This is a genomic window from Micromonospora arida (assembly GCF_042873195.1).
Classification (GTDB): Bacteria; Actinomycetota; Actinomycetes; order Mycobacteriales; family Micromonosporaceae; genus Micromonospora; species Micromonospora arida.
Genome location: NZ_JBIALC010000011.1, coordinates 121,758 through 145,361, shown reverse-complemented (window position 1 = coordinate 145,361; position 23,604 = coordinate 121,758). Strand labels below are relative to the sequence as shown.

General features: G+C 71.6%; 24 protein-coding genes. 17 read left to right on the top strand and 7 right to left on the bottom strand.

Going from position 1 to position 23,604, the window contains the following annotated elements; translation table 11 throughout:
- Window positions 1-294: 294 nt before the first annotated feature.
- The 3 genes from ACFYP0_RS26765 to ACFYP0_RS26755 all read right to left on the bottom strand — a co-directional run bounded on the left by ACFYP0_RS26765 (window position 295) and on the right by ACFYP0_RS26755 (window position 2,429).
- The gene (locus ACFYP0_RS26765) at window positions 295-1,389 is read right to left on the bottom strand and encodes an aminotransferase-like domain-containing protein (RefSeq protein WP_124854043.1); all 1,095 of its coding nucleotides are present in this window, start codon (window positions 1,387-1,389) and stop codon (window positions 295-297) included.
- Between the two features lie 106 nt (window positions 1,390-1,495).
- Window positions 1,496-1,954, bottom strand: coding sequence for an ester cyclase (locus ACFYP0_RS26760; protein ID WP_356975447.1), 459 nt, complete (start codon window positions 1,952-1,954; stop codon window positions 1,496-1,498).
- A gap of 82 nt (window positions 1,955-2,036) precedes the next feature.
- On the bottom strand, window positions 2,037-2,429 hold the full coding sequence (locus ACFYP0_RS26755) for a CBS domain-containing protein (RefSeq protein WP_091396882.1): 393 nt from the start codon (window positions 2,427-2,429) through the stop codon (window positions 2,037-2,039).
- 109 nt (window positions 2,430-2,538) lie between these two features.
- Here ACFYP0_RS26755 and ACFYP0_RS26750 point away from each other — a divergent pair, with 109 nt between their 5' ends.
- The 5 genes from ACFYP0_RS26750 (at window position 2,539) to ACFYP0_RS26730 (ending at window position 6,317) form a co-directional block, all read left to right on the top strand.
- Window positions 2,539-2,991, top strand: a complete 453-nt coding sequence (locus ACFYP0_RS26750) for an NUDIX domain-containing protein (protein WP_208740852.1) — start codon at window positions 2,539-2,541, stop codon at window positions 2,989-2,991.
- Window positions 2,988-3,755: a hypothetical protein gene (locus ACFYP0_RS26745; protein ID WP_356975450.1), complete on the top strand. Its 768-nt coding sequence runs from the start codon at window positions 2,988-2,990 to the stop codon at window positions 3,753-3,755. Before ACFYP0_RS26750 ends, ACFYP0_RS26745 begins: the two co-directional genes overlap by 4 nt.
- Window positions 3,756-3,833: 78 nt before the next feature.
- Entirely contained in the window at window positions 3,834-4,565 is a 732-nt protein-coding gene (locus ACFYP0_RS26740; RefSeq protein WP_356975452.1) for a phosphocholine cytidylyltransferase family protein, read from the top strand.
- The gene (locus ACFYP0_RS26735; protein ID WP_179781433.1) at window positions 4,553-5,620 is read left to right on the top strand and encodes an iron-containing alcohol dehydrogenase family protein; all 1,068 of its coding nucleotides are present in this window, start codon (window positions 4,553-4,555) and stop codon (window positions 5,618-5,620) included. The genes ACFYP0_RS26740 and ACFYP0_RS26735 overlap by 13 nt, the downstream gene beginning before the upstream one ends.
- Entirely contained in the window at window positions 5,595-6,317 is a 723-nt protein-coding gene (locus ACFYP0_RS26730) for a CDP-alcohol phosphatidyltransferase family protein (protein WP_091396866.1), read from the top strand. The genes ACFYP0_RS26735 and ACFYP0_RS26730 overlap by 26 nt, the downstream gene beginning before the upstream one ends.
- Window positions 6,318-6,490: 173 nt before the next feature.
- Here the strand turns inward: ACFYP0_RS26730 and ACFYP0_RS26725 are convergent, their stop codons facing one another.
- Complete coding sequence (locus tag ACFYP0_RS26725; protein WP_356975455.1) at window positions 6,491-7,759, bottom strand: glycosyltransferase; 1,269 nt, start codon at window positions 7,757-7,759, stop codon at window positions 6,491-6,493.
- Between the two features lie 136 nt (window positions 7,760-7,895).
- On the opposite strand from ACFYP0_RS26725, the gene ACFYP0_RS26720 reads away from it, so the two are divergent.
- From ACFYP0_RS26720 to ACFYP0_RS26700, 5 genes are all read left to right on the top strand, one after another.
- Window positions 7,896-8,756, top strand: a complete 861-nt coding sequence (locus tag ACFYP0_RS26720) for an Fpg/Nei family DNA glycosylase (protein ID WP_124861923.1) — start codon at window positions 7,896-7,898, stop codon at window positions 8,754-8,756.
- 264 nt (window positions 8,757-9,020) lie between these two features.
- Window positions 9,021-10,592 carry a sugar transferase gene (locus ACFYP0_RS26715; protein WP_355495703.1) on the top strand — a complete coding sequence of 524 codons (1,572 nt, stop codon included), beginning with the start codon at window positions 9,021-9,023 and terminating at the stop codon, window positions 10,590-10,592.
- Window positions 10,593-10,631: 39 nt separating this feature from the next.
- Window positions 10,632-11,858 (top strand): sensor histidine kinase, encoded by a 1,227-nt coding sequence (locus ACFYP0_RS26710; protein WP_356975457.1) that lies wholly within the window; start codon window positions 10,632-10,634, stop codon window positions 11,856-11,858.
- 23 nt (window positions 11,859-11,881) lie between these two features.
- The gene (locus tag ACFYP0_RS26705; protein WP_355005152.1) at window positions 11,882-12,643 is read left to right on the top strand and encodes a LytR/AlgR family response regulator transcription factor; all 762 of its coding nucleotides are present in this window, start codon (window positions 11,882-11,884) and stop codon (window positions 12,641-12,643) included.
- Between the two features lie 66 nt (window positions 12,644-12,709).
- Window positions 12,710-13,372 (top strand): DUF5701 family protein, encoded by a 663-nt coding sequence (locus ACFYP0_RS26700; RefSeq protein ID WP_356975459.1) that lies wholly within the window; start codon window positions 12,710-12,712, stop codon window positions 13,370-13,372.
- A 78-nt stretch (window positions 13,373-13,450) separates the two neighbouring features.
- Here the strand turns inward: ACFYP0_RS26700 and ACFYP0_RS26695 are convergent, their stop codons facing one another.
- Window positions 13,451-13,801: a Uma2 family endonuclease gene (locus ACFYP0_RS26695; protein ID WP_356975461.1), complete on the bottom strand. Its 351-nt coding sequence runs from the start codon at window positions 13,799-13,801 to the stop codon at window positions 13,451-13,453.
- Between the two features lie 183 nt (window positions 13,802-13,984).
- On the opposite strand from ACFYP0_RS26695, the gene ACFYP0_RS26690 reads away from it, so the two are divergent.
- The 7 genes from ACFYP0_RS26690 to ACFYP0_RS26660 all read left to right on the top strand — a co-directional run bounded on the left by ACFYP0_RS26690 (window position 13,985) and on the right by ACFYP0_RS26660 (window position 22,251).
- A complete protein-coding gene (locus ACFYP0_RS26690) occupies window positions 13,985-14,665 on the top strand; it encodes a response regulator transcription factor (RefSeq protein WP_124861938.1) in 681 nt (226 codons plus the stop codon).
- Window positions 14,662-15,735, top strand: a complete 1,074-nt coding sequence (locus ACFYP0_RS26685) for a sensor histidine kinase (protein WP_355495595.1) — start codon at window positions 14,662-14,664, stop codon at window positions 15,733-15,735. Before ACFYP0_RS26690 ends, ACFYP0_RS26685 begins: the two co-directional genes overlap by 4 nt.
- The gene (locus tag ACFYP0_RS26680; protein WP_355495593.1) at window positions 15,732-17,507 is read left to right on the top strand and encodes a DUF4153 domain-containing protein; all 1,776 of its coding nucleotides are present in this window, start codon (window positions 15,732-15,734) and stop codon (window positions 17,505-17,507) included. Before ACFYP0_RS26685 ends, ACFYP0_RS26680 begins: the two co-directional genes overlap by 4 nt.
- 44 nt (window positions 17,508-17,551) lie before the next feature.
- Complete coding sequence (locus ACFYP0_RS26675; protein WP_244219204.1) at window positions 17,552-17,965, top strand: hypothetical protein; 414 nt, start codon at window positions 17,552-17,554, stop codon at window positions 17,963-17,965.
- On the top strand, window positions 17,966-19,609 hold the full coding sequence (locus ACFYP0_RS26670; RefSeq protein WP_386997965.1) for a sodium/solute symporter: 1,644 nt from the start codon (window positions 17,966-17,968) through the stop codon (window positions 19,607-19,609). It begins immediately after the preceding gene.
- Between the two features lie 189 nt (window positions 19,610-19,798).
- The gene (locus ACFYP0_RS26665; RefSeq protein ID WP_124853901.1) at window positions 19,799-20,563 is read left to right on the top strand and encodes an ABC transporter ATP-binding protein; all 765 of its coding nucleotides are present in this window, start codon (window positions 19,799-19,801) and stop codon (window positions 20,561-20,563) included.
- The gene (locus tag ACFYP0_RS26660; protein ID WP_386997962.1) at window positions 20,548-22,251 is read left to right on the top strand and encodes an ABC transporter permease; all 1,704 of its coding nucleotides are present in this window, start codon (window positions 20,548-20,550) and stop codon (window positions 22,249-22,251) included. Before ACFYP0_RS26665 ends, ACFYP0_RS26660 begins: the two co-directional genes overlap by 16 nt.
- Here the strand turns inward: ACFYP0_RS26660 and ACFYP0_RS26655 are convergent.
- Window positions 22,248-22,454 (bottom strand): DUF397 domain-containing protein, encoded by a 207-nt coding sequence (locus tag ACFYP0_RS26655; protein ID WP_355495587.1) that lies wholly within the window; start codon window positions 22,452-22,454, stop codon window positions 22,248-22,250. The genes ACFYP0_RS26660 and ACFYP0_RS26655 overlap by 4 nt on opposite strands.
- Window positions 22,451-23,236: a helix-turn-helix domain-containing protein gene (locus ACFYP0_RS26650; RefSeq protein WP_356975470.1), complete on the bottom strand. Its 786-nt coding sequence runs from the start codon at window positions 23,234-23,236 to the stop codon at window positions 22,451-22,453. The genes ACFYP0_RS26655 and ACFYP0_RS26650 overlap by 4 nt, the downstream gene beginning before the upstream one ends.
- Between the last annotated feature and the right edge of the window lie 368 nt (window positions 23,237-23,604).

Below are 23,604 nucleotides of genomic sequence, written 5' to 3'. Positions count from 1 at the left end.
CTTGCAGGCTACGCCGATCGCGGTCGAGGACCGGTGTGACGGCGGTCGCGTGGGGGCGGCGCCGGGCGGGCCGGGCCGCATCGGGGGGTGTGCGGGGGACGACACGGCCCACCCGGCACCTGTGGGGGCGGGAGGTTGTGCTGCCGCGTCAACCCGGCGGGGCCGGCCCGGAGGCCGGGCGGTGAACTCCGCAGCCGGCGGGTGACGCTCGCAGCATTGTGGGCCAGCCGGCCGCCCGGGAGGGACCCCCGGGACGGCCGGCATCGTCGTTCTGTCAGGAACCCGACAGTTGAGTCAGCTGCGGACGGCCTCGACGGCTGAGGCGAGCCGCCGGACACCCTCGTCGATCCGGTCGGCGGTCACCGCCGAGAAGGCCAGTCGGAGAGCGTGCCGCCCGCCGTCCAGCACGAAGTCACTGCCCTTGACCACGGCGACCCCGCGCTCGGCCGCCGCCGGGGCGAGCCGGTCGACCAGCACGTCCTCCGGGAACTCCACCCAGAGGAAGTAGCCACCGTCGGGCTCCACGAACCGCGCCTGCGGCAGGTGCCGGCGCAACGACTCGGCGAGCACCTGGGCCCGCTCGCCGAGCGCCGCCCGGACCGTCTCGATCGAGCGGTCGATGTCACCGGAGACGCAGAACTGGTGCACGATCGCCTGGGACACCATCCCGGGGGAGATGTAGAGGCTCGTCGCGTTCTTCGCGATGGAGGCGATCAGGTCGGCCGGGCCGACCAGGTAACCGACCCGCACACCCGGGCAGACCGTCTTGGTGAAGCTCGACGCGTGCACCACCACGTTGCGGGTGTCCAGCGAGAGCATCGACGGCAGCGCCTCGCCACGGAAGCGGATGTCCGCGTACGGGTCGTCCTCGAAGATCGTGAACTCGTACTCGGCGGCCAGGTCGAGCAGCTCCCGGCGCTTCTCCAGGGACAGCGTCATGCCGGCCGGGTTCTGGTAGTTCGGGATGACGTGCGCGAGCCGGGGGCGGACCCCGGACTCCAGCAGCTTGCGCAGCTCGGCAGTGTCCAGGCCATCCGGCTGGACGGCGATGCCGTGCAGCTCACTGCCCATCCGCTGGAGATTGAGCAGCGTCCGGTCGTACGTGGGGCGTTCCACCACCACCGCGTCGCCGGGGCGGACCAGGTGGTCGAAGAGGAACGCGTCAGCCTGAAGCGACCCGTTGGTGACCAGCACCTGGTCGGCCTCGACCCCGTGCTTCTCGGCGATCCACTTTCGCAGCGGTAGGTACCCGACGGAGGTGCCGTACGCCGTCACCCCTGCGGGGTCGGCGTCGAAGGCGCGGACGGCGGCGGCCTTGAGCCCCTCGACATCGACGATGTCCAGCGAGGGAGCCCCACGGGCAAAGGAGATCAACTGCTCGGCGGTCATGGATGTTGAGCGTACGGGCGGCGGCGGGGGACGCGCGGTCGGCACGGCGATGTCCGCATCCTGAGCCACCGGGTCGGGTGACCCCACTCGACCGGTCGGCGGCAGATCAGACCGGAAGGGCGAGCGCGTCGTGCTGCGCGGCCCGGGAAAGTCCCTCCAGCCGCACGCCGAGCGCGTCGAGGAGCTGACTCCAGTCGAAGTAGGAGCGCCACGCGGTGATCCGACCCTTGCGGGCCCGGACCACGTCGGCCACCTCCCAGCTCACCAGCCGGCCGGTGGGCGCGACGGTGCCGTACGGCGAATGCAGGGTGCCGGTGTGGGTGCCGGTCAGTCGCAGCTCGACCGCGGCGCCACCGCCGGTGCGGACCGCGCCCATCGGGTCGACCCGCAGGTCTGGAAAGGCGCCGGTCCAGGTGCGCAGCAGCGCGGGCAGCTCGATCGGCCGGACCGTCACGCCCGGCATGGCGTAGAACGCCTCCGAGGCGTAGAGATCCGGCAGCCGGGCCACGTCCCGACGCAGGAGCATGTCGTACTGCTGCTCGACCAGCCGCTCCGCGTCGCGCATCGGGACCTCCCCCACGGGCCACGGCATCTCCGCGCCCGCAAGGGATGTCTACCCATCGATCCGGCCCCGCACACCACCCCGATCAGGTCGTGGCGACCGCCTGGCTCTCCGACCAGACCCGCATGATGTCCCGGACGGAGATCACACCGGCCACCTCCTGGCCGTCCAGCACCACCAGGTGCCGGAATCCGCCCCGGGCCATCGCGGCGGCGGCCTCGGCCACCGTCCACTCCGGCCCCGCGTAGACCACGTCCCAGGTCAGGTGGGCGCCGGTGCGTTCCACGTCGCAGTCCAGGCCGGCGCCGATGGCCTTCAACACGTCGCGTTCGGTCATGATCCCCACACCCTCGGAATCAGGGTCGATCACGACCGCCGACCCGACACCGCGGGCCGACATCATCCGGGCCGCCTGGCGGAGCGTGTGCTCCGGACCGACGACGAGGACCTGGCTGGACATCGCATCCCGTACCTGCATCACACATCACCCCTTTGGGACGGTGGCATTCGGTACGGACATGGTGGTCGGTGGATGTTTCCGGGACAAGAGCGGCATCGCACAAGCTGCGGACGCTGGCTACTGTCGGATGGTGTCCACCGAGCCCCTGCGCTGCGCCGGCGCGCTGATCGTCGACCATGACGGCCGCATCTTCTTTCAGCGCCGCTCACCACACAGACGCCTGTTTCCCAACTGTTGGGACATCGTCGGCGGCCACGTGGAGCCGGGCGAGGACATCGACGAGGCACTGCGCCGGGAGATCACGGAGGAGACCGGCTGGGTCCTCTCGCACGTCCTGGGCCAGGTGGGCGAGTACAGCTACGTCGGCGACGACGGGCTGGCCCGGACCGAGTACGACTTCCTGGTCCGTGTCGACGGTGACCTCGACCACCCGATGCTGGAGGCCGGCAAGCACACCGAGTACCGCTGGCTGGCCGAGCACGAGGTGACGTTGCTCGACGAGCACCGCGACGTCAACGACGGGCTGATCCGGCGGATCGCGGAGGAGGGCTTCGCCGTCCTGCGGTCGATCGGTCTGTGAACACCGTCGAGCTGGCGCCCCACCGGATCGCCGGGCTGCTCGCACCGGCAGTGGACCGGACCTTCCGCGCCGGCATCCTGGCCGGCCGGGACGGTGGTGGCGCCGAGTTGTCCCAGCGCTACGGCGGAATCACGGCGACCGGCTTCCTGGTCGACCTGCGCACCCGGCTGGCCGCACCCGGTGGCACTGTCGACGGGCCCGGGTTCGCGGCGATCACCCGCTACCACGACCCGGTCGCCTGCCGGCGGACCGTGGACAAGCAGGTGGCCCACGGGATGATCTACCGCGGCCCGGACGGAGCCCTGTCCGCCACCGAGCGGGGCGCCGCCTTCCTCGCCGAGCTGTACCAGGTGCACGCCGAGGTCACCGAGGAGTTGTGGGCCGGCCACGACGACCGGGTGGCCCGGCTGGTGGCCATGCTCGGCCGACTGCTCGCATACGCCCTGGTGCTGGCGGACGAGGAGGCGAAGCCGGTCGCCTCGGCCTTCGCCGCGCTGGCGCCCCCGTACGAGCCGGACGGCACCCCGTCGGGCGTTCTGCTGCTCAACCGGCTCAGCACGCTGCGACACCACCGGGCCGACGCGCACGCCGCCGCCTGGACCGCCGCCGGGCACACCGCGTCGAGCATCGCCGCCCTGCCGGCCGGTCCCGAGCGACTCGCCATCGAACTGGAGACCGACCGGCGGGCCGCCGGCCCGTACGCCGCGCTCAGCGCGGAGGAACGCCTGACCATGCTCGCCGACCTGGCGGCATTGCCCGGCTGACCCGGTTGGCCGGAGCGGCGCACCCAGCCGGCGCTATCCTCCACCGGTGACGGGAGCAGGACTAGGGAGGATGTCGCGATGATCGGAATGGTGCTCGCGGCCGGAGCGGGACGACGGCTGCGCCCGTACACCGACACCCTGCCCAAGGCGTTGGTGCCGGTGGACGGCGAGACGACGATCCTGGACATCGCGCTGGGCAACCTCGCCGAGGTCGAGCTCACCGACATCGTGATCGTCGTCGGTTACGCGGCGGACGCGGTCCGCGAGCGGCAGGCCGACCTGGAGAAGCGGTACGGGGTCACGCTCACCCTGGTGCACAACGACAAGGCCGAGGAGTGGAACAACGCCTACTCGCTCTGGCTCGCCCGGGAGCACTTCGCGCGCGGGGTGCTGCTGGTCAACGGGGACACCGTGCACCCGGTGAGCGTGGAGAAGACCCTGCTCGCCGAGCGTGGCCCGGGGATCCTGCTGGCCGTGGACACCCTCAAGCCGCTGGCCGAGGAGGAGATGAAGACCACCTTCGACGCCGCCGGCCAGCTCACCCGGATCACCAAGATCATGGACCCGGGCGAGGCGTACGGGGAGTACATCGGCGCGACGCTGATCGAGCCCCAGGTCGCCGACTCCCTCGCCGACGCGCTGGAGGCGACCTGGCGACGGGACCCGAACCTCTACTACGAGGACGGCTACCAGGAGTTCTCCGACCGGGGCGGGGAGGTGCGGGCGGCGCCGATCGGTGACGTCCCGTGGGTCGAGGTCGACAACCACGCCGACCTGGCCCGCGCGCGGGAGATCGCGTGCCTCTACTAGCTCGGAGCGTCCTCACCCCGCTGCACATCGATGTGCGACGCGGGGCGGTCGCCGACCTGGGCGCGATCCTGGCCGACGGGCGGATCTCCTCCGGGGGCGACGTCGCGGTGGTGGTCGGCCCGGGTCAGGGTGCCCAGATCGCGGAGCTGATCCGACCGTCGCTGCGCTCGGCGGACGTGTTCACCGTCTCCGGCGGGACGCTGGACGCCGCCGACGACCTGGGCGGCAAACTCCGCGCCCGGTCCTACGACGCGGTGGTCGGCATCGGCGGCGGCAAGACCATCGACGTGGCCAAGTACGCGGCGACCCGCCGAGGGCTGCCGATGGTGTCGGTGGCGACCAGCCTCGCCAACGACGGGATCGCCTCCCCGGTGGCCAGCCTGATCACCGACGGGATCAAGGGCTCCTACGGCGTCCACATCCCGATCGGGGTGATCGTCGACCTGGACTTCGTGGAGAGCGGCCCGGACCGACACAACCGGGCCGGCATCGGCGACGTGATCAGCAACATCAGCGCGCTGGCCGACTGGGAGCTGTCCCGGCAGGTACGCGGTGAGCCGGTCGACGGGCTGGCCGCCTCGCTCTCGCGGGCGGGCGCCGAAGCGGTGCTCAACCACCCGGGCGACATGAGCGACGACGCCTTCGTGATCGTCCTCGCCGAGGCGTTGATCTCCAGCGGTCTGGCGATGGCGGTCGACGGCACCAGCCGTCCGTGCAGCGGCGGCTGCCACGAGATCATGCACGCGGTCGACTCGCTCTTTCCGGGGACCGCCTCGCACGGCGAGTTGGCTGGGCTGGGCGCGCTGTTCTGCACCTGGCTGCGCGGAGATCTCCGCCGCTTCGGGGAGATGTCGGCCTGTCTCGCCCGGCACGGTCTGCCCCGGCTCCCCGCCGAGGTGGCGCTCACCGACGACCAGTTCATCGAGGCGGTGCAGTTCGCGCCGCGTACCCGGCCGGACCGGTACACCATCCTCGAACACCTGGCGCTGTCGCCTACCGAGACCCGGGAACGGCTGGCAGACTACGCCGGTGCAATCCGCGACCAGCTTGGCTGACCCCCGTCCCACCGTCGCCGACTTCCACCGGGTGAACCGGGGCGGCGGCCTGTTCAGCGAGTCGATCAGCCAGTGGCTGGGGGCCGTCTTCGCGCTCGTCGCCCAGCGGCTCGGGCTGCGACCGACCGCGTTGACCATCACCAACCTGGTGCTCGGGCTGGCCACCTCGGTCACCGTCGTGGCGCTTGCCGGCCCGGTCGCCGCCGGGGACGTACCGGCCTGGGTGGTCGGCCTGCTCGCCCTAGTCGGCTGGCAGGTGGCGTACTCGCTGGACTGCGCGGACGGGCAGCTGGCCCGGGTGACCGGCCAGGGCAGCGCGGCCGGCGCGCGCGTCGACGTGCTCTGCGACGTGGCCGCGCAGATCGCCCTGGTGGCAGCGCTGGCCGCCACCGCCGTGGCGCAGGAGCCGGGCACGCCGACCTGGCTCGTGGCGACCTTCGCGGGCACCTGGATGGTCAACCTGGTGACGTCGGTGATGCAGGCCGGCCCGAACGCGGCCAGCATGGTCACCTCGACCTCGCTGCCGGTGCGCCTGGTGAAGCTGGTCCGCGACTACGGCGCGGTGGTGTTCGTGGCCGCCGTGGTGCTCGCCGTGGCCCCCGCGCTGGTCCTCTGGGTGATGGTCGCCTTCACGATCGTCAACGGCGGCTTCCTGCTCGCGAGCATCGCCTTCTCGGCCCGCGCCTCCCTGCGCTGACCCCCCCGCCCCCTCCCCCCGCCGCCATGTCCTTGCCGGGGCACCACCACGCCGATCTTGCACTTTCGGTCGTCGATATGGACGGGTATGCGCCTTGTGCCGGGACAGCAAGTGCAAGATCGCGGAGGGCAGGCGGGCGGGGCGGGGCGGGGCGGGGCGGGGCGGGACCGGGTTCAGACGGGGTTGGGGGTTCGGGCCAGGCCCGCGTAGACGTCGATGAGCTGCTTGGTGACCACGTCGGGGTGGAAGATGCGCTCGTAGCGGGCGCGGGCGGCCAGGGTCAGCCCGGACGCACCGGCGCGGGCGACCGGCAGCGCGGCAGCGAGCGCGGCCGGCTCCGGGGCGACCACCCAACCGGCCTCGCCCAGACCGATCCCCGCCGGCATGGCTGACCCGCCGCCGCCGGCGACCGCGGAGGCGATCTCGGCGGGTCCGGTGCCGGCGGGCTCGTGCGGGGCGTCGGCCCCGACCAGGTACGGAATGCCGCCCAACGCCGTACCGAGCACCGGCCGGCCGCTCGCCAACGCCTCGATGATCACGGTGGGCAGCACGTCGTGCCACATCGCGGCGACGATCACCACCGCGCTCGCCTCGACTGCGGCCTGCACGCCGGCCCGGTCGAGCTGACCGAGGTAGACCACGTCGGGTCGCTCGGCGGCGGCTGCCTCCACGAGTGGGCGCAGCTCACCGTCACCGGCGATCCGCAACGTGCCCAGCGCACCCACCGGGTGCCGACGCCAGGCGTCCAGCAGCAGGTCGACGCCCTTCTCCGGGGAAAGCCGGGCCATGTAGAGGAACCCGTCACCCAGCGGCATCGGACGACCCGGATCGGGTACGGAGTTCGGCTTCACCACGATGCGTTCGTCCGGAATGCCGTACTCGCGGAGGTGATCGGCGATCGCCGAGGTGAGCGCGATGTACCGATCCACCGAGCGCCAGGTGCCCCGGTGCACGGCCAGGGTCGTCGCCATCAGCGCGCTCTGCACCGCCGAGTCGCGGTAGCAACGGTGCTTGATCGCCGGCACACCCAACGCCCGACCCTTGCAGTCCTGACAGATCACGCCGTCGCGGAAGTAGATCCCCGACGAGCAGACCTGCCGGTAGTTGTGCACCGTCTGCACCACCGGCACACCGTGCCGGTGCGCGGTCCGCACCACCCAGGGCGAGATAAGGGGGTACGGGTTGTGCAGGTGCAGAACGTCCGGTCGGTGCTCGGTGAGCAGCCGGCTCAGATCGTGCTGGGCGCGCGGCGCCCAGATCGGCGAGATCGGCAGCAGCGCCTTCGCCGCCTTCGACATCGACGGGATCTCGTCCGAACTGCGAATGAAGGGCAGCACCTCGACGCCAGCGGCGGTGAGCTGAGCGATCTCCGAGTCGACGATCGTGTTCTCACCGGAAGGCTGGGCTTCCCGGTACCGGTTGTGTGCCACCACGATTCTCACGGAGCTTGCCTTTCGTTCGCGGCTGTGCCGACTGTTGCTCGCGACTGCGGGGCTCGCAAGCTCACTCCTCGCGCTCGCGGTGGGGACTCGCAAGCTCATTCCTCACGCTCACGGGAAAGAAGGCTACCGTTGTGTCGTGCCCGAACTACCGGAGGTTGAGGCGCTCGCGGGTTACCTGCGTCAGCGCGCGGTGGGGCGGCGCGTCGATCGGCTGGAGATCGCCGCGATCAGCGCCCTGAAGACGTACGAACCGGCGCCGACCGAGGTCGCCGGCCGGGCGGTTGTCGACGCCGGTCGGCACGGCAAGTTCCTCGACGTCCTCTTCGAGGGCGACCTGCACCTGGTGGTGCATCTGGCGCGAGCAGGCTGGCTGCACTACCGGGAGGCGTTCCCCTCCACCACCCCGCTACGTCCGGGCAAGGGCCCGATCGCGGTGCGGGTACGCCTGGATGACGGGTCCGGCTTCGACCTCACCGAGGCCGGCACGCAGAAGAAGCTGGCCGCATATCTGGTCACCGACCTCGCGGCGGTCCCCGGGGTGGCCAAGCTGGGCCCGGACGCGCTCGCCGCGGATCTGCCCACCTTCGCCGAGCGGCTGCGGAGCAGGCGGGGGCAGGTCAAGGGGGTGCTGACCGACCAGTCCGTGCTGTCCGGGGTGGGCAACGCGTACTCCGACGAGATCCTGCACGCCGCGAAGCTGTCCCCGTTCGCGATCACCGATCGGCTCACCGACGCCCAGATCGCCACCCTGCACGCCGCCACCCGACAGGTCCTCGGCGACGCGGTCGAGCGGTCCCTCGGTCAGCGGGCCGCGGAGCTGAAGGGCGAGAAGCGCTCCGGGCTGAAGGTGCACGCGCGCACCGGGCTGCCCTGCCCGGTATGCGGGGACACCGTGCGCGAGGTGTCGTTCGCCGACTCCAGCCTGCAGTACTGCCCCACCTGCCAGACCGGCGGCAAGCCGCTCGCTGACCGTCGGTTGTCTCGCCTCGTACGGTGAGTAATTGCACTTCAGGACTACGGAGCGGAATCTCCCTCCGTGAGCGGAAGCTCCGGTCCGCCCTTCTCGCCACGCGCGCATCCATCGGTATAGTGGCCCGGTCCCCGGCTTCTGAAATGGTGCGGAGCCGGCCAGATCCCGCCAGCACCGTCGGTCGCCAATCTCCTTCGGGGCGACGATCGGTCGGAGGCCGCGTGGGAGACTGGGACGGTGGGCGACCCGGGCCTTCACGCCGAGTGAGCGGCCCGTGTCATGCGGGAGGACATGGGTGAGGTGACGGCAAGCCTCCAGCGCCCGGTAACCAACGAAGGCCGGAGCAGACTCGTGCGGCACGTCGACAGCTTCGAGATCCAGCCGCCGACGCCGCCGTCCCACAACGGCGTACCTCGGTCGGCATGGACCAGGGCGCGACGCCGTGTCTCCCGCTGGCACCGCCCCTACATCGCGATCCTGCTGCTGCTCGACTTCGGCGCGGCGGCGTTCGCCAGCTGGATCGCGATCCAGCTCTTCGACCAGGCTGCCTCCGGGTTCTCCGGCACCCAGCAGGACCCGACGTGGTTCCACACCGTCTCCTACCTGCTGCTCCCGCTCGGCTGGGTGATCATCCTCTGGAGCAACCGGGCGTACGACCGGCGCTACCTGGGGCTCGGCCCGGACGAGTTCAAGCGGGTGATCCGCGCCTCGGTGACGGTGGCCGCGAGTGTCTCGTTCCTCGCCTTCTCCACCGTGACCCAGCTCTCCCGGTTCACCGTGGGCACGGCGCTGGTCGGCGCGACGCTGTTGATCCTGTGGGGTCGTTTTGTCGCCCGGTGGGCGTTGCACTACATCCGCCGGCGGGCCGGCCAGGCCGCGCACCGGATGGTGCTGGTCGGCACCCTGCCCGAGTGCCTGGAGGTCTACGCGGCGGTCACCCGCAGCCCGGCCGCCGGGCTGATGCCCGTCGCCATCCACATCACCGACGGGTACGCGGCTGCCCGGGGCATGCCGACCCCGGTTCCGGTGCACGCCGGACGCGACGTCCTGGCCCTGGTCCGTGAGGTCGGTGGGGACACGATCGCCGTCTGCGGGTCGGCCAGCGCGGAGCCGGGTGAGTTGCGCCGGCTGGCCTGGCAACTGGAGGGCTCCGGCGTCGACCTGGTGGTCGCTCCGCAGCTCACCGACATCGCCGGCCCCCGGGTGCACATTCGGCCGATCGAGGGTCTGCCGCTGCTGCACGTCGAGGAGCCGACCCTCTCCGGGCCGGCGCTGCTGGCCAAGAACCTGATGGACCGGGTCGCCGCCGGTCTCGGCCTGCTGCTGCTGGTCCCGCTCTTCCTGGCCATCGCCGTGGCGATCCGGATCTCCGACCCCGGGCCGGTCTTCTTCCGCCAGCCCCGGGTGGGGCACGAGGGACGCACGTTCCGGGTGTGGAAGTTCCGGACCATGTACGTCAACGCCGAGGACCGGCTGGCCAGCCTGGTCGATCGGAACGAGACCGACGGCATGCTGTTCAAGATGAAGGAGGACCCCCGTGTCTTCCCGGTCGGTCGCTTCCTGCGGGCCACGTCGCTGGACGAGCTGCCGCAGCTGATCAACGTGCTGTGGGGCGAGATGTCGCTGGTCGGGCCCCGCCCGCTGCCGGCCGACGACGGTGACTTCCTGGGTGACGTACGCCGCCGACTGCTGGTCCGCCCCGGCATGACCGGGCTGTGGCAGGTCTCCGGCCGCTCCGACCTGTCCTGGGACGAGTCGGTCCGACTGGACCTCTACTACGTCGACAACTGGTCGCTCGCGTACGACCTGAGCATCCTGTGGCGCACCGTCGGGGTGGTGCTCGCCCGCAAGGGCGCGTACTAGAGGGTTGGCGCGCCGGCTCGCAGGGGCGAGGATCGCTGCGTGGCTGCCAACCTCTCCGCCGTGGTCGGCGTCGTCTCACTCGTCACCGCGCTGACCGCAGCCCTGCTGGCGGTGCTGCGGCTGCGAGCCCGCCGTGGCATCGCCACCGCCACCCAGCGGGCCACCTACGAGGTGCTGCACACCGCCGGCCTGGCTGCCGAGCCGCTACGAGCGGGGTTGAGCGAGGCGGGCGCGGCGAAGGCCGTACGGCATCTGCGGGCGCTGGTGGGCGCGGTCGGGCTGGCGCTCACCGACGCCGACCGGCTGCTGGCCCTCGACGGGCGCGGCACGCACCACGGAGAGCAACTGCTCGCGGCGGCCCAGCGGACGGTCGACAGCGGTCGCTCGACAGTGCTGGGTGAGCAGGAACTGCACTGTGACCGGGTCGACTGCCCGGTCCGCGGGGCGGTGGTCGCACCGTTGCTGGGGGCGGACGGCCGGGTGGTGGGCGCGCTGGTGGCGGTCGCCGACAGCCCGCCGCCTCCGGGGTTGGTGCAGGCCACCCTGGAGACGGCGCACTGGGCCGGCAACCAGCTCGCCCTGGCCGAGCTGGACTCGTCGCGGGAGCGGCTGGCCCGCGCCGAGATCCGGGCGTTGCGGGCGCAGATCAGCCCGCACTTCATCTACAACGCGCTGACCGCGATCGGCTCGTTCGTGCGCACCGACCCGGAGCGGGCCCGGGAGCTGATCCTGGAGTTCGCGGAGTTCACCCGGTACTCGTTCCGGGCGCACGGGGAGTTCACCACGCTGGCCGAGGAGCTGCGGTCGATCGACCGCTACCTGACCATCGAGCGGGCCCGGTTCGGCGACCGGTTGCAGGTGCGGTTGCAGATCGCCCCGGAGGTGCTGCCGGTGACGCTGCCGTTCCTCTGCCTCCAGCCGCTGGTGGAGAACGCGGTTCGCCACGGGTTGTCCCGCAAGCCGGGCACGGGCATGGTGAGCATCGAGGCCCGGGACGCGGGAGCCGAATGCCACATCACGGTGGAGGACGACGGAGTGGGAATGGATCCGACCACGCTGACCGCCGGCATCGCCGAGCTGGCCCACGGCACCGGCGACCCCGGTGACGACACGGGCCAGCACGTCGGCCTCTCCAACGTCGACGAGCGGTTGCGCTCGGTCTTCGGGGACCGGTTCGGCCTGGTCGTGGAGACCGGGTTGGGCTCGGGCACGAAGGTGAGCATGCGGGTGCCGAAGTTCCACCCGGGCGTACGGGCAGGGTCGTGAGCGAGCGGACCGGGACGGGGGCGGTGAACGCGACCGGTTTCCTGCGCGTCCTCGCCGTGGACGACGAGCCGCCCGCGCTCGACGAGCTGGCGTACCACCTGCGGGCCGACCCCCGGGTAGCCCGCCTGCACACGGCCGGGGATGCCACCGAGGCGCTGCGGTTGCTGCGCGACGGTGACGTGGACGTGGTCTTCCTGGACATCCGGATGCCCGGCCTGGACGGGATGGAGCTGGCCCGGGTGCTGCGCCGGTTCGCCCGGCCACCGGCGATCGTGTTCGTCACCGCGTACGACGACGGCGCGGTGGACGCCTTCGATCTGGGCGCCACCGACTACGTGCGGAAACCGGTACGCGCCGATCGGCTGGCCGAGTCACTGCGCCGGGTGATCGGCTCACGGGTGGTGCCGTCGCACCCGGCGGCGCTGGCCCGCGCGGAGGAGGACCCGACCATCCCCATCGAGCTGGCCGGCACCACCCGGATGCTGCCCCGCTCGGCGGTGCGCTGGGTGGAGGCGCAGGGTGACTACGCCCGGTTGCACACCGCTGAGGGGTCGCACCTGGTGCGGGTCTCGCTGGCCACGCTCGCGGAACGCTGGGCCGATGCCGGCTTCGTGCGGGTGCACCGGTCGTACCTGGTGCAGTTGAAGTTGATCGCGGAGTTGCGGTTGGTCAACTCCGGCTACGTGGTGGTGATCGACTCGACCGAGCTGCCGGTGAGCCGGCGGCACACCCGGGAGCTGAAGGACAAGCTGGTCAGGGCCGCGAAGCAGGATTGGAGTCGCTGAGCCGGGAATGGAAGCAGCCCTACCGTACGTTGTACGCTAGTCCGTACGACTCCCGGGAGGCCTGCCGTGACCGAGACCCCGTTCGACGCCCAATCCGAGTTCGACAGCCAACTCGACCGACTGGTGCAGCTCGGCTACCCCGCCCTCGCCGGGCTGACCAAGAGCGCCTTCCGCGACCTGGTCGCGCCACTGCGGGCCAGCGCGGTCGAGGGCACCGCCGGGCTGCCCGCCCCCACCGACGCCCGGGTGCCGTTCCTGCTGGTCATCACCCGGGACCTGATCGGTGTGCCGGAACGGGTGGAGCTGACCACCCTGGCCGGCAAGAGCAAGCCCGGCGTCATCGACCGGAACTACGCCGAGGACGACCTGCCCCGCTTCGACCCGATCAAGGAACTGGAGGTGCCGGCCGGGCCGGCGTACCTGCTCTTCGACGTCGACCGGGGCGAGGAGTACCGCAACCTGGCACCCGCCACGGCCATGGAGGGGATCACCGCCCAGGGTCGACTGCCGCTCAGCATCGACGAAGGGCTCGCCTTCATCACGCTGCACCCGGCCGCGTTGGCGAGCAACCGGTGCTTCTCGCTGGTCGGCTCCCGCTGCGGCGACAAGCGGGTGCCGGCGCTGTGGATCAGCCAGGGCGCACCCAAGCTGGGCTGGTGCTGGTACGGCAACCCGCACACCTGGCTCGGCTCCGCCTCGGCCCGGCCGGAGCGCATCGGCCTGGAGTGACCGTCGGACGCCGAGGGTTCCGGAAAGTCGGGCCATCCCACCGGCCCGGATGGCCCGACTTTCAGCACCTCGACTGGATCAAGCCCTGGGGTCAGAAGATGTCGGCCAGCGGCAGGGCGAGGGGGAACGGCTGCTCGGTGCGCCGCCGCTGTCCAGTGCGCTCTCACCGGTGACGAAGAAATCGGGCACGAAGTACGACGAGCGTTTCGCACTCACCCCGATGTCCTGACCGACGAGCACAGCGGCGGGGGCCTGGCGGTCGAGGATCCGGCGGAGGCGGTTGGCGACCGCGCCGTGGAAGACGTCCGCATGGGGGGACACGACCAGGCTCCCGTCGAAGATCTCGTAGACCTGGTCGTCCTCGGGGAGGCTCTGGAGGTCGTCCACCGTCCAGGCATCGCCCCAGCCGGGCCGGGCAGGGTTGGTCACCGTCACACCTCCTCTCTACCGGATCACCCTGACAGCTCAGTCGGTTGTCCACAACGAGCCTCCGGAGTTCCCACACGCCAGCCGGCATGATCCCCGAGTTATCCACAGCCGTGAGCGGTTCTCCACAGGTTATTCACAACGCAAACCACTGATCTCCACGGCCGCTCCCTACAGTCAGGACCCATGAACGAACGCCGGGTACTGGTGGTCGAGGACGAACGGACCATCGCCGAGTCCATCGCCGCCCGACTACGGGCCGAGGGTTTCACTGTGGAGATCGCGGCGGACGGGCCCAGCGCGGTCGCGCAGTTCCACGCCGGACAGCCGGATCTCGTCGTCCTCGACGTGATGCTGCCGGGCTTCGACGGCCTGGAGGTGTGCCGCCGGATCCAGGCCGACCGACCGGTGCCGGTGCTGATGCTCACCGCCCGCGACGACGAGACCGATCTGCTCGTGGGGCTGGCGGTCGGCGCGGACGACTACCTCACCAAGCCGTTCTCGATGCGGGAACTCACCGCCCGGGTGCATGTCCTGCTGCGTCGGATGGAGCGGGCCGCCGCCACTCCCGCGCCGCCGGCCATCCGCCTCGGCGACATCGAGATCAACCAGGCCGAGCGACGCGTCCGCCGGGCCGGCGCGGACGTGCACCTCACCCCTACCGAGTTCGACCTGCTGGTCCACCTCGCGGGACGACCCCGCACGGTGCTCCCCCGGGAACGGCTGCTCGCCGACGTCTGGGGATGGGTCGACGGGAGCGGCACCCGCACCGTGGACAGCCACATCAAGGCTCTGCGCCGCAAGCTCGGCGCCGACCTGATCCGGACCGTCCACGGCGTCGGGTACGCCCTGGAGATGCCCGCATGATCGACCGCGCGTTCAACTGGCTGGAACGGGTGCTACCGCGTCCACTGGATCCCGTCCGCTCGATCAAGATGAAACTCGGCGTCCTGCTGGTCGCGTCCTGGGCCGTGGCCATCGGTTACTTCTGGTACGGCATCGGTTGGCTCCCGCCCGGCACGGCGGTTACCAGCATCTGCATCGCGCTGGTGACCTCGCAGGTGCTCGCCCACGGGATGACTTCGCCGCTGCGCGAGATGACGGCGGCCGCCGGGGCGATGGCCCGCGGCGACTACACCCGACGGGTACGCGCCACCTCCCGCGACGAGGTCGGCGAGCTGGCCCAGGCGTTCAACAAGATGGCCGAGGATCTGCACGCCGCCGACCAGCGTCGACGCGAGCTGATCGCCAACGTCTCGCACGAGCTGCGTACGCCGATCACCGCGTTGCAGGGCGTGCTGGAGAACATGGTGGACGGGGTCGCCGACCCCGAACCCGCGGCGCTGCGTTCGGCGTTGGCCCAGACCGAACGGCTCGGGCACCTCGTCGCCGACCTGCTCGACCTGTCCCGACTCGACGCCGGGGTGGTGCCGCTGCGGCGCGTACGCATGGATGTGGGGGACTTCCTCGACGAGGCGGTGGAGCACGCCACGGCCAGCGCGTCCGGCGCCGGTCTGGACGTGCGCTTCCAGCTCCGTGACCTGCCGGCACCGCTGACGGTTCACGCGGACCCGTGGCGGATGCACCAGGTCTTCGCGAACCTGCTCGACAACGCGGCGCGACACAGCCCACCGGGCGGCACGGTGCGGGTGAGCGCCGAGAAAGCCGGGGACCAGCTCCGCTTCGAGGTGAGCGACGAGGGCCAGGGCATTCCGCCGGCCGAGCGTTCCCGGGTGTTCGAGCGGTTCACCCGAGGCGACCGGTCGGTCGGAGGCGGAACCGGGCTCGGCCTGGCCATCGCCCGGTGGGTCGTCGAACTGCACGGCGGTCGGATCGGTGTCCTCGATCCGAGCGGACCACACCGGGGCGACCGGCCCGGCTGCCGCATCCAGGTCACCATCCCGTGCGACGGGCCACACCGAGAAGAGGCCGCATGACCAGCCCTGGCAGCACCCCACTCCCGGCCAACGGGCCGACCGGACCGCAGGTCTCCCCGGTCGTCGGCCCCGGCCCGGCTGCCACACCGGTCGCCGGCCGACCTCAGGCGTGGCCTGTCGCACCCGCCCCGCCCAGGCCCCCGTCGCTGATCCAGCGCCGCTGGCCGGGGCCGTCCGGACCTGCCCGTCCGCTCGTGCTGGGGGCGCTGACGGCTGCGGCGGTCATCGGGGCGTCGATCCTGACGACGGTTCGTCCCGGCCTCGGCTGGCTGGTGGCAGCGCTGGCCGTCACCGCTGCCCTCGGCACCGCCGGCGTCGTCCGTTCCGGGAGGCCGTCCCCGACGGCGAGCGCCATCACACCGACTGGCGCGGCGGCACCGACGGCTCCGCCGGGACCAACCGCCGCGCCGGAGCGGACTGTCCAGGCGGATCCGACCGCCGCGCCCGAGCCGACCGTCCAGGCGGTCACCGCCCGTCCCGGTGCCACGGGGGCACCGGGGCGGGCGGAACAGGCCCTCTGGGCCGCCGCGACGGTCGCGTTGGTCGCCGTCGGCACGGTCCGGGCAGCCGGCTGGCTCTTCGCTCTCTGCCTGCTCGCGGCGGCGGTGACCGGGACTCTCGCGGTGACCGGCGGGCGAAGCCCGCTCGGCATGCTGGTCGCCGTGACGCTGCCGCCCGCCGCGACGGTTCGGGCGCTCCCGTGGGCGGTACGCGGAGTACGCGACACCCGCCCGGCAGGGTCCGGGGTCGGCTTCGGACGGATCCTCACCAGCCTGACCATCTCCGCCGTCCTGCTGACGCTGTTCGGGCTGCTCTTCTCCTCCGCCGACGCGGTCTTCGCCGAACTGGTCACCGGCCTGCTGCCCGACATCTCGCTACCCGGTGTGATCGGCTGGACGTTCCGCCTGGTGGTGATCGGCGGTGGTCTGCTCGGCGGCGCGTACCTGGTCACCCGCCCACCCGACCTGGAGGGTCTGCGACCGAGGCCGTCACGACCGGTCCACCGACTGGAGTGGACCCTCCCGCTGGTATTGCTCGACGCCCTGTTCGCCGCGTTCGTGCTGGTCCAGCTGACGGTGTTGTTCGGCGGCGCGGGGCACGTGCTGCGTACGGCCGGGCTCACCTACGCCCAGTACGCCCGTGGCGGGTTCTGGCAACTGCTCGCCGTCACCGCACTCACCCTGCTGGTGATCGCGGTCGCCGCCCGCCGGGCGCCGAAGGCCACCCGCGCGGACCGGCTGCTGGTCCGCGTACTGCTCGGCACGCTCACCGCGCTCAGTCTGGTGATCGTCGCCTCGGCGCTCTACCGGATGCAGGTCTACGCCGACGCGTACGGGGCGACCCGGCTGCGGCTTGTCGTGGCGACCATGGAGCTGTGGCTCGGGCTGCTCTTCTTCCTGGTCGGGGTCGCCGTGGTGCGGCTGCGGGCCGAGTGGCTGCCCCGGTTGGTGATCGGCACGGCAGTGCTGGCGCTGCTCGGGTTGGCGCTTGTCAATCCCGACCGGTTGATCGCCGACCGGAACGTCGACAGGTATCTGGAGACCGGCCGGTTGGACGTCGACTACGTGTCCGGGTTGTCCGCCGATGCGGTACCCGCGTTGGCCCGACTGCCCGATCCGATGCGCATCTGCGCACTGACGCAGATCGCCGCCGAGCAGCCCCGGGACGGCCTCTGGGCGACGAACCTCGGCCGGCTGCGGGCCCGAGCGGAACTCGACACGATTCCGCTGAGCGGCACCCTTACCTACTGCCTCGAACTGGGACGCTGGTGAGCGTGAACGCTTGACAATCGCGTACGGCGGGCGAGACTGCCGGGGTGTCCAAGCAACTCCCCGACGTGGGGTCGAGCGGTGCGGTACCGCCGCCCCGGCGGTCCCGGATCGTGCTTGCCGAGATCACCAGGCAGGACACCCGCGCCGAGCGGACCCGCGCCGAGCTGGCCCAGCAGACCCAGGTCGGCGAGGCGCTGGTCCGCGGCCTGGTCCGGGCCCAACTCGCGCTGGCGTTGCGGCTGTCCCTGGTGGTGGCCATCGGGTTGGGCGGGCTGCCCTGGCTGTTCGCGATCGCGCCCTCGCTCGGCCGGACCACCGTCGGCGGCGTCAACCTGCCGTGGCTGCTGCTCGGGGTGGCCTCCTTCCCGTTCCTGATCGGCGTGGGCTGGGCGTACGTGCGGCTGGCCGAGCGCAACGAGCAGGACTTCACCGACCTGGTGCAACGGCCGGAGCGCTGAGTGGGCAACGACTTCGTGGTCCCGGCCATCGTCGCGGTCACCCTGGTCACCGTCGGGATCGGCTTCTACGGGCTGCGGTTGGCCCGGACCACGTCCGACTTCCTGGTGGCGTCCAGGGCGATCAGCCCGACCTGGAACGCCGCCGCCATCGGCGGGGAGTACCTGTCGGCGGCGAGCTTCCTCGGCATCGCGGGGCTGGTCCTCAAGTACGGCGTGGACGTGCTCTGGTACCCGGTCGGGTTCGCCGCCGGCTACCTGGCCCTGCTGCTCTTCGTGGCCGCGCCGCTGCGCCGCTCCGGGGCGTTCACACTGCCCGACTTCTGTGAGCTGCGGCTGGGGTCGCGTCGACTCCGCATCCTGGCCACCGCCTTCGTGATCTTCATCGGTTGGTTGTACCTGGTGCCGCAGCTCCAGGGCGCCGGGCTGACCCTGGCCACGGTCGCCGGCTCCCCGTACCCCCTCGGGGCCCTGCTGGTGGCGGCCGTGGTCACCGCGAACGTGGCGCTGGGCGGCATGCGCGCCATCACCTTCGTGCAGGCGTTCCAGTACTGGCTCAAGCTGACCGCTCTCGCCGTACCCGTGATCTTCCTGGCCCTGCAGTGGCAGGCCGACGGCCGCCCGGCGGTGACCCCGCCCGACGGGCCGACGTTCCGGGCCGCGACCACCGTCGTGGTCGAGCACCGCGCGACCCTCACCCTGCCCGACGGTGACATCCGAGAGGTACGCCCCGGCGACGAGTTGACCTTCGCCGCCGGTGATCCGGTGCCGGACGTGTCCGGGGTGGCCACCGATGCCAACGACTGGTTGCTGCCCAGCGCCGCCGGTGACGACGACCGGGGCCTGTTCGCCACGTACTCGCTGATCCTGGCCACCTTCCTGGGCACCATGGGCCTGCCGCACGTGCTGGTGCGCTTCTACACCAATCCGGACGGCGCGGCGGCCCGCCGGACCACCCTGGTCGTGCTGGCGTTGGTCGGCGCGTTCTACCTGCTGCCCACCCTGTACGGGGTCCTCGGCCGCATCTACACCCCGCAGTTGCTGCTCAGCGGCCAGACCGACGCGGTGGTGGTGCTGCTACCCGAAGCGGCCCTGGGCGACGGCCTGGCCGGGCGGCTCCTCGCCGCGCTGGTCGCCGCGGGGGCCTTCGCGGCGTTCCTCTCCACCTCGTCCGGCCTGCTGACCAGCGTCGCCGGGGTGATCTCGACGGACGTGCTCGGCCGGGGCTCGGTACGCGGGTTCCGGCTGGCCACCGTCATCGCCGGTGGTGTGCCCGCGGTGCTGTCGCTGCACGTCTCCGGGCTGGACGTCTCGCAGGTCGTCGGGCTGGCCTTCGCGGTCGCCGCGTCGAGCTTCTGCCCGCTGCTGGTGCTCGGCATCTGGTGGCGTGGGCTGACCGACGTGGGCGCCACCGCCGGCGTGGTGGCCGGCGGCGGCGCGGCGATCGGCGCGGTGCTGGTCACCGTGCTCGGCCCACCGCTGTCCGGCTGGCGGGCCACGCTCATCGCGCAGCCGGCCGCCTGGACGGTGCCGTTGGCCTTCACCGTGATGGTCGCCGTGTCGATGGCGACCCGTAGGCGGGCCCCGGCCGACATCGCCGCCACCATGCTCCGCCTACACACCCCGGAAGCCCTCCGCATGCAGTGAGCGCAAGGCCGCGCCGATCTTGCGCCAAAACCGGCGCCGATCTTGCACTTTCGGTTGTCGATATAAGGGTTTATGCACCTTGTGTCGGTGCAGAAAGTGCAAGATCGCGGGGAGGTACGACTCCAGGGGGATACCTGGTCCGTCTGGTGCCGGACGGCGTAACTGGCGGTGGGCGGATAGCGTCGGCGCATGACTGTTGAGCACCCCGCGCTCGCACTGCGTGGCCTGGCCAAGCGGTTCGACGGCACGATCGCGGTGGCCGGCGTCGACCTGGACGTCCCCGCCGGTTCCTTCTACGGCCTGCTCGGCCCGAACGGCGCCGGCAAGACGACCACCCTGTCGATGGCGGTCGGGCTGTTGCGACCGGACGCCGGCTCGGCCTGGGTGCTCGGGCACGACGTCTGGCAGGACCCGGTCACCGCGAAGCGGCTGCTCGGCGTGATGCCCGACGGGGTCCGGTTGTTCGACCGGCTGACCGGGGCGGAGCTGCTGGCGTACAACGGGTTGTTGCGCGGGATGGACCCGGCGGTGGTCGACCAGCGGGCCGCCGAGCTGCTGGACGTGCTGGCGCTCGGCGACGCCGGTCGGACCCTGGTGGTGGACTACTCGGCGGGCATGAAGAAGAAGATCGGCCTGGCCTGCGCGCTGCTGCACGGCCCTCGGGTGCTGGTGTTGGACGAGCCGTTCGAGGCGGTCGACCCGGTCTCTGCCGCGCTGATCCGGGACATCCTCACCCGATATGCGGCCGGTGGCGGCACCGTGGTGTTCTCCAGTCATGTGATGGAGGTCGTCGAGCGGCTCTGCTCGCACGTGGCGATCCTGGCCCAGGGGGTCATCAAGCGGGTCGGGACGATCGACGAGGTCCGTGGCGGTCGCTCCCTGGAGCAGGTCTTCGTCGAGGTGGTCGGCGGGCGCACCGCGACCGGCGAGGAGTTGTCGTGGCTCTCCCGGTGAGCGCGGACGCCACCCCCGCCGCCCCCGTACGCTCGGTCTCCGCTCGCCACTTCGTGCGGCTCAAGCTGCGGGTGATGGGCAACAACTTTCGAGGCCAGGGCTGGCGGATCGCCCTGTTCATCGGCGGCGCGTTGCTCGGGCTCTGGTTCGCCGCCAGCGGTTTCTTCCTCTTCGCCGCGCCGGGCCTGACCGGCAACGGCGAGTACGCGGTGCTGGTCGCGGCGGCGGGTGGCGGGCTGTTGGTACTCGGTTGGCTGCTGCTGCCACTGGTCTTCTTCGGTGTGGACGAGACACTCGACCCGGCCCGGTTCGCGCTGCTGCCGCTGCCCCGGCGCACGTTGGTGACCGGCCTGTTCGTGGCGGCCCTGATCAGCGTGCCGGTGCTGGCGGTGCTCATCGCGTCGTCCGGGCTGGTGCTGACCGCCTGGTCGTTGGGTGGCTGGTCGGCGGGGTTGGTCTCCGCCGTCGGTGTGCTTGCCGGGTTGCTGCTCTGCGTGGCCGCCAGCCGGGCGGTGACCAGCGCCTTCGCCACCATGTTGCGGTCCCGACGGGTCCGCGACCTGGCGGCCGTGCTGCTGGCGGTGACGGCCGCGCTGCTCGGCCCGTTGCAGATCTTCGGCCTCGCCGCGCTGCGCGAGGCGGACTGGGACCGGCTGGCCGGCGTGGCGACCGTGATCGGTTGGACGCCGTTGGGCGCCCCGTGGACCGCCGGCATCGACGTGGCCCAGGGGCGGGTGTGGGCGGCACCGGTCAAGTTGCTGATCACGGTGGCGGCGCTGGGCGCCCTGCTGGCCTGGTGGTCCCGGTCGCTCGAGTCGGCGATGGTGGGTGCGGCGAGCGCCGGTAAGGCTCCGGTGCGACGCGGAGTTGCCGGTGGCGCGGTCGCCCAACTGTTTCCCCGGGTCGCCGGCTGGGCCCGCCGGGACCAGTTCGGTGCCCTGGTCGCCCGGGAGGCCCGGTACTGGTGGCGGGACGCGCGCCGCCGGGCCAACCTGATCACGATCGCGGTGGTCGGCATCTTCGTGCCGGTGATGATCAACGTTACCGGCGGGGACTTCGCGGCCATGGGCGAGGAGGGGTTCACGACGGCTGCCAACGACAGCTCACCGGTGCTGGTCACCATCTCCATGCTCTTCGTGGGCGTGCTCGCCGCCGTCACGCTGGCCAACCAGTTCGGCTTCGACGGCAGCGCGTACGCCGCGAACGTGGTGGCCGGGGTGTCCGGCCGGGTCGAGCTGCGGGCCCGGATGACGGCCTTCTCGCTGTACGTGCTGCCGATGCTGGCGGTCGTCGGGGTGGTGCTGTCGGTGCTGATCGGTCACCCGGGGTGGATCGGGCTCACGATCGGCAGCCTGGTCGCCACCTACGGCGCCGGGCTGGCGGTGAACAGCCTGGTCTCGGTGCTCGGGGCGTACTCGCTGCCGGAGACGAGCAACCCGTTCGCGATGAACAGCGGTGCGGGCCTGACGAAGGGGCTGCTCACCCTGCTGGCCATGCTCGCCTCGGCGGTCGCCGCGGTGCCGATGGTGGTGGCCGCCGCGCTGCTCGGTGACGTGTGGCTCTGGCTGGCCCTGCCGGTCGGCGCCGCGTACGGGCTGGGCGCGGCGCTGCTCGGCGCGTACCTGGCCGGTGACGTGCTGGACCGACGTCAACCGGAGCTGCTGGCCACGGTCACACCGCGCCGCTAGCCGACGCGTCGGCCAGGGGCCTGGGCGGCGTCGGCCACGAAGCCGCGCCAGGCGGCCGGGGCGAAGGTGAGGACGGGGCCCGAGCGGTCCTTGCTGTCCCGGACCAGGATGACATCGGGCACGTTGTCCGCCACCTCGACGCAGGCGCCGCCAGTGTCGCCGGATTTGGTCGACGTCCGCCAGCGGGGTTGAGCAACGGTCATGGCGTCACCTTCAGCTTCCGGATCAGATCCAGCGAGGCGCTTGTGGAAAGCGCTTCGCCGAGCAGGCTATCCCATTTCCGACCAATCAGACGGACGACGTCCGGGTCGTCGATGACGTGTCCACGAGCAACGTCCTCGACATAGGTGACCCGTTCCCCGTCGGGCATCTCAGCGAGCAGAAAGCCGCCGGTCAATCCGACGTGGGCTCCGGCATCGAGCGGCACGACGTGCAGCCTGACGCTCGACATGACGGCGAGTTCCATCAGCCGACCGAGCTGAGCGTCCAATACCGCAGGCCCGCCGACCGGGCGGCGTAGAGCTGTCTCGTCCAGGACGAAGACGCATTGCGGCGACTCTGCCCGCTGCCACAACTGCTGCCGTTCCATCCGGACCGTGACCAGCTCGTCCACCAACTTGGTGGGATTCAGGCCGCCAGCGGAAATGACTGCGCGGGCATAGTCCTCGGTTTGCAGGAGGCCCGGAATCAGGCACGGTTCGAATTCACAGAGCCTGATCGCCTGCTCCTCATGGTTGCGCCATGGAACGAACCACGTCGGCAGCCGCTGCCGATCGGCAGCCCGCAACAGTTCGGCGAGGAGGCCGCCGGTTGCCAGGGCCTGGTCGGCGGCGACCGCGAATTCCATTGTGGGCCGACGCCGGCCGGTCTCGATGGCGGCCACGGTGGATGGGCTCCACTTGGTCAGCGTGGCCAGAGTCTCCTGGGACACCTCGGCACCGGCTCGGGCGGCCTTCAACGCCCGTACCCACATCTCGACGTTCATCCTTACCTCTCCGGTAAGTACGTGATCGCGCTGTGTAGTAAGCCCTGGCATCCTCCCCTGTCTGCGCCTTTCCGTCCAGGGTGGAGAGCACGCGGCCCGGCCGGTGGAGGCGACGTCCCGGCGACTGGGTCCTGCGTTCGGGCCGCCCCGGTCATCCCCCCGATCGGGGCGGCCCTCGTCGACCGGGAGGAGATCAGCCATGTTCGGATTCATCCGGGGCCGGAACGGGGCACGTTGGTCGTACCGGAAGAAGGTTGTGGCACCGGCGGCCGTGCCGGGCGCGACCGGATCGGAGCGGTCGGCGGGCCTGCCGAATCGACCACCGGCGTGGGCGCACGGGCCGACGGTGGCCCTGCCGGCGCATCGCG